The organism is Deltaproteobacteria bacterium, assembly GCA_016933965.1.
Lineage (GTDB): Bacteria > Desulfobacterota > Syntrophia > Syntrophales > UBA2210 > JAFGTS01.
The window spans coordinates 1-12,783 of record JAFGTS010000028.1 but is presented as its reverse complement, the minus strand read 5'-3'; the positions used below and the strand labels follow the sequence as shown (position 1 = coordinate 12,783).

At 56.3% G+C, this 12,783-nt stretch carries 11 protein-coding genes and 1 tRNA gene; 9 read left to right on the top strand and 3 right to left on the bottom strand.

What is annotated here, in order from left to right; genetic code table 11:
- Positions 1–49: 49 nt before the first annotated feature.
- Positions 50–1,507: an MATE family efflux transporter gene (locus JXO48_06640; GenBank protein ID MBN2283550.1), complete on the top strand. Its 1,458-nt coding sequence runs from the start codon at positions 50–52 to the stop codon at positions 1,505–1,507.
- 43 nt (positions 1,508–1,550) lie between these two features.
- On the opposite strand, the gene leuB is transcribed toward JXO48_06640, so the two are convergent.
- Positions 1,551–2,636, bottom strand: a complete 1,086-nt coding sequence (gene leuB / locus JXO48_06635; GenBank protein MBN2283549.1) for a 3-isopropylmalate dehydrogenase — start codon at positions 2,634–2,636, stop codon at positions 1,551–1,553.
- A gap of 211 nt (positions 2,637–2,847) precedes the next feature.
- On the opposite strand from leuB, the gene JXO48_06630 reads away from it, so the two are divergent.
- From JXO48_06630 to JXO48_06620, 3 genes are all read left to right on the top strand, one after another.
- On the top strand, positions 2,848–4,533 hold the full coding sequence (locus JXO48_06630) for a GAF domain-containing protein (protein MBN2283548.1): 1,686 nt from the start codon (positions 2,848–2,850) through the stop codon (positions 4,531–4,533).
- Positions 4,534–4,731: 198 nt separating this feature from the next.
- Positions 4,732–5,340, top strand: a complete 609-nt coding sequence (locus JXO48_06625; GenBank protein ID MBN2283547.1) for a threonylcarbamoyl-AMP synthase — start codon at positions 4,732–4,734, stop codon at positions 5,338–5,340.
- 13 nt (positions 5,341–5,353) lie between these two features.
- On the top strand, positions 5,354–7,123 hold the full coding sequence (locus JXO48_06620) for an Rne/Rng family ribonuclease (GenBank protein MBN2283546.1): 1,770 nt from the start codon (positions 5,354–5,356) through the stop codon (positions 7,121–7,123).
- Between the two features lie 18 nt (positions 7,124–7,141).
- Here JXO48_06620 and JXO48_06615 read toward each other — a convergent pair whose 3' ends face one another.
- Positions 7,142–7,699 carry a DJ-1/PfpI family protein gene (locus JXO48_06615; GenBank protein MBN2283545.1) on the bottom strand — a complete coding sequence of 186 codons (558 nt, stop codon included), beginning with the start codon at positions 7,697–7,699 and terminating at the stop codon, positions 7,142–7,144.
- A gap of 287 nt (positions 7,700–7,986) precedes the next feature.
- Positions 7,987–8,808, bottom strand: a complete 822-nt coding sequence (proC, locus tag JXO48_06610) for a pyrroline-5-carboxylate reductase (protein MBN2283544.1) — start codon at positions 8,806–8,808, stop codon at positions 7,987–7,989.
- A 171-nt stretch (positions 8,809–8,979) separates the two neighbouring features.
- Between proC and JXO48_06605 the strand changes: the two genes are divergently transcribed.
- The 5 genes from JXO48_06605 to JXO48_06585 all read left to right on the top strand — a co-directional run bounded on the left by JXO48_06605 (position 8,980) and on the right by JXO48_06585 (position 12,782).
- Positions 8,980–9,294: a YggT family protein gene (locus JXO48_06605; protein ID MBN2283543.1), complete on the top strand. Its 315-nt coding sequence runs from the start codon at positions 8,980–8,982 to the stop codon at positions 9,292–9,294.
- Positions 9,295–9,366: 72 nt separating this feature from the next.
- Positions 9,367–9,651 carry a YggU family protein gene (locus JXO48_06600; GenBank protein ID MBN2283542.1) on the top strand — a complete coding sequence of 95 codons (285 nt, stop codon included), beginning with the start codon at positions 9,367–9,369 and terminating at the stop codon, positions 9,649–9,651.
- A gap of 18 nt (positions 9,652–9,669) precedes the next feature.
- Positions 9,670–11,262 (top strand): murein biosynthesis integral membrane protein MurJ, encoded by a 1,593-nt coding sequence (murJ, locus tag JXO48_06595; protein MBN2283541.1) that lies wholly within the window; start codon positions 9,670–9,672, stop codon positions 11,260–11,262.
- An 88-nt stretch (positions 11,263–11,350) separates the two neighbouring features.
- Entirely contained in the window at positions 11,351–12,631 is a 1,281-nt protein-coding gene (serS, locus tag JXO48_06590) for a serine--tRNA ligase (GenBank protein ID MBN2283540.1), read from the top strand.
- Between the two features lie 65 nt (positions 12,632–12,696).
- Positions 12,697–12,782, top strand: a tRNA-Ser gene (locus JXO48_06585).
- Position 12,783 lies beyond the last annotated feature (1 nt).

Below are 12,783 nucleotides of genomic sequence, written 5' to 3'. Positions count from 1 at the left end.
AGGGTATTATACTTTGTTCGACCGGCCGGAACGGTGCCGGTGAGCTGTTATGATCGAGCTGAAAGCTTCCCTGCGGCTGAAACGACGATGGCATGGAGACGGTGGTTATCGTGAGGTCCTGGCCGTATCACTGCCCCTGGTGATCAGTACCGGCATGTGGTCCGTGCAGCATTTCGTGGACCGCATGTTTCTCACCTGGTATTCGCCCGCGGCCATCGCCGCCGCCATGCCGGCGGGAATGCTGAGCTTTACGATAGCCTGCATCTTCATAGGGACCGCCAGTTATGCGGGAACGTTCGTGGCGCAGTATTACGGCGCCAACCGGTTCGACCGCTGCGGTCCTTCGCTCTGGCAGGGGATCTATATCGCCCTGGGAGGCGGCGCGCTGCAGATGCTTTTGATCCCCCTGGCGGGCCCCATTTTCCGGTTCGTGGGTCATGCCCCGGAGATCCGGTCCTGCGAAGAGATCTATTTCGTTATCATGTGTTACGGAGCGATACCGGTCATCGCGTCGTCGGCCATGGCGGGATTTTTCTCAGGCCTCGGGAAGACCCGTCCCGTCATGTGGGTGAACATCGCCGCCACGGCGGTGAACCTTCTCCTCGACTGGCTTCTGATCTTCGGCCGTGGGGGATTTCCCGAACTGGGAATCGCCGGGGCGGGTATCGCCACGGTCTGTTCTTTCATCTTTACCGTGGTCATGTACGGGGTCATCCTTGCACGCCGGCGATACGCGGTGCCGTTCAACACGCTCGGCGGCTGGCGGTTCGATGTGTCGCTCTTCACACGGCTGTGCCGGTTCGGCTTTCCCAGCGGTGTTCAGTTCTTCCTGGAAATAGCGGGATTCACGGTCTTCATTCTCTTTGTGGGGCGACTCGGGACAGTGGCCCTCGCCGCCAGCAATATTGCCTTCAATATCAATACGCTCGCCTTCATGCCCATGATCGGCATCGGTATCGCCACCTCCGTTCTTGTGGGACGGCGGGTGGGCGAGCGGGACCCGCGCCTGGCGGAACGGACCGCCTATTCTGCCTTCCATGTGACCATCCTCTATATGGTGACCATCGCGGCGGCATACCTGTTCCTGCCGGGCCTGTTCATCGAACCCTTCGCCGCCGGTTCGGACCCGGCGTACTTTTCCGAGATCCGTGCTCATACGATCGTGCTTCTGCGGTTCGTCGCCATCTATTCGCTGTTCGATACGATGAACATAGTTTTTGCGTCGGCCGTCAAGGGTGCCGGCGACACCCGGTTCGTCATGCTCATCGTTGCCGTCCTGTCCTTATTCGTCATGATCCTTCCGAGCTACGCGGCGCTTGCCTGGTTTTCACTGGGAATATATGAATTGTGGGTGTGCGCGACGGCGTATGTGATCACCCTGGGAATTGCCTTTTACTGCCGGTTCCGCGGCGGGAAGTGGAAAACCATGTCGGTTATCGAAGAGCGTGCCTTTGCGCTTCCCCCGGCATATCCCGAGGCGCCGACAGGGTCCGCCGGCGCTGAGTGAAACGGCCGGGCAGGGGTTTGCATGGAACGGGCCGCGGAACCACTCAGGGCGCTTCCAGGATCTGTTCAACGATGGCGTCACCCATTCGGGAGGTACTGACCGCGTGCGTCGTATCGGCGGCGATATCGGCGGTCAGAATGCCCGCATCGATGGTGCGTTCCACGGCGCCGATCATCGCGTCGGCCGCTTCAGCACAATTGAGGCTGTACCTGAGAAGCATCGCCGCCGACAGGATCTGCGCGACGGGATTGGCGATCCCCCGGCCCGCGATATCGGGGGCCGAGCCACCCGCCGGTTCGTAGAGCCCGAAGCCGGTTTCGTTGATGCTCGCCGATGGCAGGAGTCCCAGTGACCCCGTCAGCATGGCGCATTCATCGGATATGATATCCCCGAACATGTTTCCGGACAGAACCACGTCGAAGCGGCGGGGTTCCCTGATGAGCTGCATCACCGCGTTGTCTATGTACAGGTGCTGCAGCGACACGTCCGGATATTCACGGGCCGTCTCCGTCACGACTTCACGCCAGAGGACCATGGAGGTCATTACGTTCGCCTTGTCGACGGATGTTACCTTCTTCTTTCTTGTTCGTGCCAGGTCGAAGGCCATCCGGGCGATCCGCTCTATTTCATACCGCCGGTACACCTTGGTATCGAACGCCCGTTCATCCGGTCCGCTCCCTTCTCTTCCCCTCGGTTCCCCGAAATATATTCCTCCCGTCAGTTCCCGCACGCAGAGAATATCAAAACCGTTTCCCACAATATCCGCCCTCAGAGGACTGGCGGCGGCAAGAGATCTGAATACGCGGGCGGGCCGAAGATTGCAGAAGAGATTGAAATGCTTTCTCAGGGGAAGGAGGGCGGCACGTTCCGGCTGTAAATGCGGCGGCAGCGATTCCCACGCCGGTCCCCCGACGGAACCGAAAAGGACGGCGTCGCTTGCTTCACAGATCGAGAGTGTTGACGGCGGCAGCGCTTCACCGTGGCGGTCGATCGCGCATCCGCCCACGTCGGCGTGCACATAAGCAAGATCGAGGGCGAATGTATCTCCGACCGCTTCAAGCACCTTGACCGCTTCATGCATCACTTCCGGTCCTATTCCGTCTCCAGGCAGTATGGCTATGGTCTTCATGAAGGGTTCCTCTTTTTGAGACTGAAGCTACCCTCTCTGAAATAAAGGCAGTTGTCAACGCAATTTATCGAATGCCGCCTCCGTGCCCCGGTGATTCTTCTGTTTGTATATATGATAAATTTATAGTATTCTTCCAGAAATGAGCCGGTCGGTCATGACTTCGGTTCAAAGGTCTCAGGATACGATCAACACATGGGGGGGTATGGTGAATATGGTCGACAGAAAAGACCCTGAGTTTCTCTCCTTCACCGATAATGAAGATATCAACCGTCTTTTGAATACCGTTGTATCATCCGTAAAGGACTTTACGGAAAGTCAGCTCGAGGCGATCAGGCGGTTGACACAGATCGGCAGTTCTCTCTCGGCGGAACGGAACATCAACCGGCTCCTGGAAACGATAGTCGACGAGGCACGACGGTTCACCAACGCCGACGGAGGCACTCTCTATATCGTTGACGACGATGAAAGATTTCTGAACTTCGCCATCGTTCAGAACGATTCCCTCAATATCCGGATGGGCGGTTCGGCGGAAGCCATCACTTGGCTTCCGGTTCCGCTGCATGACAGAGAAGGAGTTCCCAATCACGCCAACGTATCCTCCCACGCGGCGCTGACGGGTCAAATCATCAACATCGCCGATGTGTACTACGCGGAACACTTCGATTTCGAGGGGACACGGAAATTCGATTCCACCACGGGGTATCGCTCGCGGTCCATGCTGGTCGTTCCCATGCGGAACCATGAGAGCGATATCATCGGGGTCCTCCAGTTATTGAACGCCCGTGACGGAACGAACGAATCCGTCATTTCCTTTTCACGGGACAGCGAGAAACTGACGGAATCACTGGCGTCCCAGGCGGCGATCGCGCTGACCAACAACCGGCTCATCGCCGACCTTGAGAACCTTTTTGAATCCTTTATCAAAACCGTTGCCACGGCGATCGACGAAAAATCCCCCTATACGGGAAATCACGGGCGCCGGGTCGTTGATCTCACCATGAGCCTGGCACGCAAGATAAACGAATGTAATGAAGGGCCGCTGAAAGATGTCCATCTGAACAATGACGAGCTGAACGAACTGCGGATCGCGGCATGGCTTCATGATGTGGGGAAGATCGCGATTCCGGAGTATGTAATGGATAAATCGACCAAACTCGAGGCCCTCTGCGACCGGATCGAGATTCTGAAGACCCGTTTTGAAGTGATAAAACGGGACCGTGAGATAGCCTACCTCAAGAGTCACCCCCTTCCGGCGAACCCCACCGGCGGTGATACGGAGGCGGGAGAATTCGAAAACGAGATCGAAAAGTTGCAGGAAGACATTGCGTTTCTTGAGGAGTCGAACATCGGGTCGGAATTCATGTCCGACGACAAGATCGAAAAGATCCGGGAAATTGCAAATATGACCTGGACCTATCAGGATTCGGAACAGCACCTCATCTCCGATGAGGAGGTGGAGAACCTCTGCATCAGGCGTGGCACGCTGACGGAAGCGGAGCGGAAGACGATCAACAGTCACGCCGATCTCACCCATGAGATACTTTCGCAGCTGCCTTTCCCGAAAAAGCTGAAAAATGTGCCCATCTACGCATCGGCCCATCACGAATGCCTCGACGGCAGCGGGTATCCGCACGGCTTGAAGGACAAGGAAATTCCCATTCAGGCCCGGATAATGGCCATTGCCGACATATTTGAAGCGCTGACCGCCGCCGACCGTCCCTATCGCAAGGGCAACACCGTCTCGGGCGCCATCAAGATCCTCGGATTCATGGTGAAGGACAATCACCTCGACAAGGACCTTTTCGATCTCTTTATAAAAGAAAAAATATACCTCGATTACGCGCGGCGAGAACTGGAGGCATGGCAGATCGACGAAGATGAGGGTGCAAGGACATAACCTTCCCGTTGCGGTACGTTTCACCGGCTGCGGTTTTGGAATACATAAGAATATCGAAGAAATAGCATGTTTCAGATCGCCTGCCGGGACAGGAAAAATGATTGACAGGTTACTGAAATGCGGATATGGTGCGGCGCGATTATTACGCGCACGGGAGGATGCAATCAGGCAGTTACAGGGCAGGATTAGAGCGAGTCGATGCTGTTTACGATAAACAATGAAAACCCCCAGATGCGATTGGTTCGAAAGGCGGTGGACATATTGCATGAAGGGGGGATCATTATATATCCCACCGACACCACCTATGGTATCGGCTGCGACCTTTTCAACAAACGTGGTATCGAAAAGATATACGAAATAAAGAAAAGAAACGCGACGCAGCCGTTCAGTTTTGTCTGTGCCGATCTCAGTGATATCAGCAATTACGCAGTCGTAACGAACTATGCCTACAAGATCATGAGGCATCTTCTGCCCGGTCCCTATACGTTCATCCTCGGGGCGTCAAGGACCGTTCCAAAGGTGCTGCTGCCGAAGCGGAAATATGTCGGAATCAGGGTTCCCGACAATACTATCTGCCAGACACTGGTGAGGGAATTCGGTCATCCGATCATCAGTACCACCGTCAAAAGCCCCGATGGGACGATCATGACGGACCCCGAAGAGATGGAACGGTTCTACCGCCATCAGATCGATGTCGTCATTGACGGGGGTTTCGTGGGATCAGATCTGTCAAGTGTCGTGAGTCTCATCGATGACACGCCGGAGATAATCAGGGCGGGAAAAGGTGATCTGAGCGCCTTTCAGTGAACAGGTGTTGTATATGACAAAAAAAATGCTTTTAAATGCGATTGATGAAGAAGAAAGCCGGATGGCCATCGTGGAAGAGGGCAAACTGGTCGAGTTCAACATCCGGATGTCGGCAAAAAACCCCATCATCGGGAACATTTACAAAGGTGTCGTCCAGAAGGTCGAACCGGGTCTGCGGGCCGCCTTCATAGATTACGGGGGCAAGAAGAACGGTTTTCTGCCTCTGAACGACGTCAGTTCCGAATATCTCAACGGTGAAAAGGGGCGGCTTGCCGTGGGCCAGCATTTGCTTGTGAAGGTCCTGCGGGAAGAGCGGGGAACGAAGGGCGCCATGCTGACGACCTACATATCCCTTCCCGGCCGGTACATCGTCCTCATGCCGAACAGAAAGACCGTCGGCATATCCCGAAAGATAGCCGAGGAGTCCGACAGGAAGAAACTGAAGGACCTGATGGAACAGATCGGTGAGAAGGACGGGATGGGGTATATCCTGCGGACGGCGGGGATGAACCGGACCAAACAGGAACTGATGCGGGATTATCAGATGCTCCTGCGGCTCTGGAAGGACATCAAAAAGAAGGCCGAAAAAACGGCGGCGCCGACCCTGGTGTACGAGGAAAGTGATTTCGGCATCCGCGCCTTCAGGGATTACTATACCACTGATATCGGTGAGATACTTGTGGACCACGCCAATACCTATAAGAAGATGCGGGAATACTGCCGGGCCGTGTCACCCCGAAGCCTGCGGATGATCAAACTGTACCGGGACGAGATACCGATATTCGACAAGTACCGGATCGAGGACCAGATCAGCGCCATCTACCAGCAGCGGGTAGAGCTGAGATCCGGCGGTTATATCATCATCAGCCCCACCGAGGCGATGACGACCATCGATGTCAATTCAGGACGCGCGTCAAAGCGGCGGGACGTGGAGGAAACGGCGTATCAGGCCAATATCGAGGCGGCCGTGGAGATCGCGAGACAGCTCAGGCTGCGCGACCTGGGAGGGCTGATCGTCATTGATTTCATAGACATGAAGGAACGAAAGCATAACGCCGAGGTGGAAAAGACCTTCAAGAACGCCCTTGCTCTCGACAGGGCACGGATCCAGCTTTCGAAGATATCGCGGTTCGGCATTCTCGAACTGTCCCGGCAGAAGAAACAGTCGACCATCCAGGAGATCAGTTACAGCATGTGTCCCCACTGCAAGGGGAGCGGCATGCGGCCCTCCATCGAGTATACGGCCCTCAGCACCTTCCGGAGAATAAAATCGCGGGCGGTGGAACGAAATTCCACGGCGATCAAAATAACCCTTCCCCATGAGGTCAGCGATTATCTGCTCAACCAGAAGCGAAGCGAATTGAGCAAGCTGGAAAGCCTCTACGACGTGTCGATCTATATTTCAGGTTGTTCCGACATGATCTGGGGTGATTCGGACATCGAAGTGGTGGAGAAGGGGCCGGAACCGGAGATCGAACTGGTGGAAGGCATTGAACTGGCTGAGATCGAAACGGTGAGACCGGAACCGGGTAAAAAGGCCGCGCCTGTTGAGCCCGCGCGGAAACGCAAGCGTCCCCGACCGCGACGCCGGCGATCGGGAGGAGCAGGCCAGGCTGTCAAGAAGGAAGGGGCCACGGAGAGCCATGAAGAGCCGGCGGCACAGGAGGAACGTGCCGCACCGGAGGAAGGCCCCCGTCAGGAACCCGAGAACGCTCATTCTGAAGCGGGAGAAAAAGGGAAAAAGAATATCGTCAGCATCCTTTATGATCTTTTCAAATCATAGACTGATGATCATATCCTTTCAATAATCCTGCATGACCAGTTGGCCGGCGATCTCGCCGGCCTTTTCCTTTTCATACAGGAGCTCAACCAGTTTCAGCGCGAAGAGCAGGGCCGTTCCCACGCCCCGGCTGGTGATGCAGTTCCCGTCGACCACCACGGGCATGTCGATACGTTCCCTGTTGTCCAGTTCATCGGAGAAGTAGGGATGGGCCGTGGCCTGCTTCGTTCCCAGAAGCCCATGATGTTTCAGCACAACGGCAGGGGAGGCGCAGATGGCCCCGTAGAGACGGCCGCTCTCTTTCTGTTCTTTCAACAGGCGCGTGAGTTCCTTAGAATCGCGGAGGTGCTCGGCACCCGGTAACCCTCCCGGCAGGGCGATAAGGTCGAATATCCCATCAGCACAGTCTTTCAGAAGACAGTCGGCAACGATCCGGACATCGCGCGACGATGATATCTGCTGGGCGTCAACGGAAGCCACCGTCACCTCGGCGCCGGCCCGCCGCAACACGTCGATGAGGGAAACGGCTTCGACCTCTTCGGTTCCATCTGCTATCGGGACAAGGACCTTTTTCGTCATGGATACCTCTCTTTCAAAATCGTTACTCGTGATATGCGACCGCACATCATTTGTCGTTCCCGAATCCATATCTTTTTGTCATTCCAAAACCAGCATACTTTTTGTCATTCCGGAACCAGCATACTTTTTGTCATTCCGGAATCCGCGTCAGCGGATATCCGGAATCCAGATGGTTGTTAAAGTTCCTGAAAAAAATGGATTCCCGCATTCGCGGGAATGACAATATTTTCATACCTTTGAAAAATTTAAGAAAGCCCTTCGCCTTTCTCGTCGTCCAGAGACCTTACTTACGGGGAGACCTTTCCCAGTTCCCGGGAGCGGGCCGCGGCCGCTTCAACGGCGCCCATGACCGTGGAACGGAAATCACCTTTTTCCAGGACTGCTAGGCCGGCGATGGTGGTCCCCCCGGGTGAGGTTATCAGGTCCGTCAACTGGGCAGGGCTCTTCCCGCTTTCAAGGCAGAGCCGTGCGGCACCGAGGATGGTCTGTGCCGTGAGCAGGGTCGCGATATCATGAGGCAGGCCCAATTTCACGCCGGCGTCCACCAGTGCCTCGATCATCTTGAAGGCATAGGCGGGGCCGCTCCCGCTCAATCCCGTGACGGTATCGAGCATGGTTTCATCAACGACGACGGTGACACCCAGGGAATCGAATATCTGTCCCGCCACGGCAAGGTTCTTTTCGGATGCATGGGTTCCCACGGCAAGGGCCGCTGCGCCGGCGCCGATCAGGGCGGGCATATTGGGCATGACCCTGATGACGGGGATGTTCTGCTGCAGGTGCTCTTCGATGAAACGCAATGGAATGCCCGCGGCAACGGATATGACCAGCGACGCGGCGGTAACGTGCGGCGATATCTCCCGCAGGACCGTGCCCATATCCTGTGGTTTCACCGTCAGGAGAATGATATCCCGCCCCTTCACCACGTCGGCGTTCGTGTTCCCGGTCGTTACACCGTAGGTCTGTTCCAGAAACCGCCGGCGGTCTTCCCGGGGTTCGGAAACGACGATGTTCTCCGGTAGTGACAGACTGGCCGAGAGGAGACCGCTGATGACGGCCTCACCCATGTTCCCGCCCCCCAGAAGGGCGATCTTTTTCTTTTCCAGCACCGTTGAGCCTCCCTTGGAAGATGAGGGATTATACATTCGGCGGCGGGAAAAGGCAATCCATTCGATGCCGTCAGGAAACGACGCGGTCCTCTTTCGTCGGGATATTCCTTGACTTTTGACGAATCAGTCATTACTTAAACCCATGAATTATCATTCGATGGAGAAAAGGACATGTTTGTCATAGGAAACTTTCTGCAGGCCCTTGCACGGATCATCGACCTCGTTCTGACCCTCTACATGTGGATCATCGTCATCAGGGCCTTGATATCGTGGGTGAATCCCGATCCCTATAACCAGATCGTTCAGTTTCTCTATCGTATCACGGAACCTGTCCTCTACTACGTCCGGTATTATATCCGCAGGATATTCCCACCGCTCGGCGGTATGGGGATCGACATATCTCCCGTAATTGTCATTCTCGTAATAATATTCCTCCAGAACTTCCTGGTGCGGACGTTGATGCAACTGTCCGTCACGCTCCAGTGACGATACAGGCGGGACGGAACGGTTCGGGCACGGGAGAAGACGGTTCGCGCCGGTGCCGAGGAAGGTTGTGTGATGTGCAGGGAAACGGACAAGGGTGTCGTTATCAGTGTACGCGTCGTGCCCCGGTCGTCGCGGACGGAATGCGCCGGCATGCAGGGTGACGCGCTGAAGCTGAAGATCACGGCACCGCCCGTCGAGGGAAAGGCGAACGAAGAATGCATCCGTTTCCTGTCGGAAATTCTCGGGGTACGGAAATCTGATATCGCCATCCTTTCAGGCCACCGGTCGAAGAACAAACAGATCATCGTGTCGGGAGCGACCAGGGCGGATATTGAAGCCGCACTTTTCCGAGGATAAGGCGTACAGCCGATCTCTATGGAACATCCGAAGGCAAACAGGGAATCGGAAAGAAAACGTGTTGTCAAGGCAGCGGGTGTCGTCGGTTTCTCCACGCTCCTCAGCAGGATATTCGGCTTTCTCCGCGATATGGTGGTAGCCGCCTTTTTCGGTGCCGGGCTTGCCACCGACGCGTTCTTCGTGGCCTTCCGCATACCCAATCTTCTGAGAAGCCTCCTGGCTGAAGGCTCGCTCACGATTGCCTTTGTACCTGTCTTTACCGAATATCTTGATAAGAGATCAAAGCGGGACGCCCTCGAGCTGGCAAACGTCACATTCACGGTCCTCTCGCTGGTCCTCGCGGCCGTCACGGTGCTGGGCATCATTTTCTCTCCCTTCATCGTGTCGGTGATCGCGCCGGGATTTTCCGAGGATCCGGCCAAGTACGAGCTGACGATATTCCTCAACCGTCTCATGTTTCCCTACATCTTCTTCATATCCCTGGTGGCCTTCTGCATGGGCATCCTGAATTCGTTCCGCCATTTCGCCGCACCGGCGCTGGCGCCCGTCGCCCTGAACATCTCCATGATCGCCGCCGCGCTGCTGCTGAGAGACTTTTTCGAAGAGCCCATCATCGCCCTGGCGGTGGGCGTCATTGCGGGGGGCGTCCTCCAGCTTGCCATGCAGTTGCCCGTGCTCGCCCGAAAGGGTGTGTTCCTGAAACCGGACTTTCACTTCGATCATCCGGGACTGAAAAAGATAGGGCGCCTGATGCTCCCCGCCGTCTTCGGCGCCGCCGTTTACCAGATCAACATATTCATCAGCACGTTGCTCGCGTCATTCCTGCCCGGCGGAAGCGTGTCATACCTTTATTACGCAGACCGGGTCGTTCAGCTTCCGCTCGGCATATTCGGTATCGCCGTCGGGACGGCGTCGCTGCCGAGCTTCTCGGAGCAGGTTTCACGGGGTGACTATGAAGACCTGAAAAAGACCATATCCTTTTCCCTGCGGCTGATACTCTTCGTGACCGTTCCCTCCATGGCGGCGCTGATCGTGCTTCGCGAACCCATTATTTCCGTCCTCTTTCAGCGTGGCGCCTTTGACCTTTCGTCGATGGTCCTGACGGCCCAGGCGCTGTTCTATTACGCGCTGGGGCTCTGGGCCTTCTCGGGCATCAGGGTGGTCGTTTCCGCCTTCTATGCCCTGCAGGATTCAAAGACACCGGTACGGGTCGCCGTTGTGGCCCTTGTGGTGAACGCGGCGATGAGCGTCATCCTCATGTTTCCCCTCAAACATGGGGGGCTTGCCCTGGCCACCGCCATCGCCTCGTCGGTGAACATTCTGCTCCTGGCAACGCTTCTGAGACGGAAGATCGGTCCCTTCCTGGATGGGGAGTTCTTCCGGTCCCTGGGAAAGGTGATCGCTTCATCCATTCTCATGGGAATCGTTATCGCCGTCGTCTGCCGGTGGATGAACTGGGACTCGACCGCCGCGACGGTCGATCGGCTTGCCGTCCTCGTCACCGCCATCGTGACCGGAATGATCGTCTTCGTACTTTCCTCCTATCTGCTCGGGAGCAGGGAGATCACCGTCGTTGTCGAGACCTTGAAAAGAAAACTTCGCCGGTCCTGATGCTGCTCCTTCAATTGGTATTGACTTGGAATCCTCAAAATGTTAGTGAGGAGAGCCTTAAAAACGGCGTAGAACGGGGAAATCGATCATGCTGGACATCAAGTTTGTGCGGGAAAATCTCGAGCTGGTAAGGACCAGTATGAACGCCCGGGGACAGGATGTGGACCTTGACGGGTTCCAGTCCCTGGAGCAGAAGCGCCGCGATGTTCTGCGCGAGGTGGAATCGCTCAGGAACGAACGCAACACGGTTTCGAAAGAGATCGGTGTCCTGAAGAAGAACAAGGAGGACGCTTCGGAACTGATCAGCCGGATGAGCGACGTTTCGGCACGCATCAAGGAGCTCGATGAAACACTGAAGGAGACCGAGGCGAACCTGAACGAGATCGTCATGACGATCCCCAATATCCCCCATGAGACCGTCGTGCGTGGGGCAGGGGAGGACGATAATCCCGTGATCAGGACCTGGGGCGAGAAACCGGTCTTTGATTTCGAGCCGAAGGCCCACTGGGATATCGGTGAAGACCTGCGGATCCTCGATTTTGCCCGCGGCGCCAAGATAACCGGCGCACGGTTCACCCTGTACATGGCTGCCGGGGCGTCACTCGAACGGGCGCTCATAAATTTCATGCTCGACCTGCATGTGGGCGCGCACGGGTATACCGAAGTGCTGCCCCCCTTCATGGTGAACAGCGACAGCATGACCGGAACGGGGCAGTTGCCGAAATTCGAGGAAGACCTGTTCAAGGTGTGGGGAACAGATTATTACCTGATCCCGACGGCCGAGGTGCCGGTGACGAACATACATCGCGATGAGATACTGGATGAGGCGGTCCTTCCGATCTATTACGTATCCTATACACCCTGTTTCAGAGCCGAGGCGGGGTCATACGGCAAGGACACGCGGGGACTGATACGGCAGCACCAGTTCAACAAGGTGGAAATGGTGAAGTTCACCCGGCCGGAGACCTCATATGACGAGCTGGAATCACTGACGGACAATGCCGAGGAAGTATTAAGGAGACTCGGCATACCCTTCCGGACGGTAAGTCTCTGCACGGGGGACCTCGGGTTCTCGTCGGCGAAGACCTATGACGTGGAAGCCTGGATGCCGGGGCAGGATGCCTACCGGGAGATCTCCTCGTGCAGCAATTTCGAGGACTTTCAGGCGCGCCGGGCCTCGATCCGGTTCAGGAGGGAAGAGACCTCCCGGGTCGAGTACGTTCATACGCTGAACGGTTCGGGCCTTGCCGTGGGAAGGACCGTCGTGGCGATCCTGGAAAACTATCAGCAGGCGGACGGCAGCGTGACCATACCGCCCGTCCTGGTGCCCTATATGAATGGGGTTGACAGAATAGGACCCCCTGAGTAAACTTACCGCTCCCGGCACGGCAGGAACGAAAAGGGTGCGGGAACGAACGACATATTAATATGCAAGGAGGGATGGCCGAGTGGTCGAAGGCGGCGGTCTTGAAAACCGTTAACCGAAAGGTTCGCGGGTTCGAATCCTGCTCCCTCCGCCAG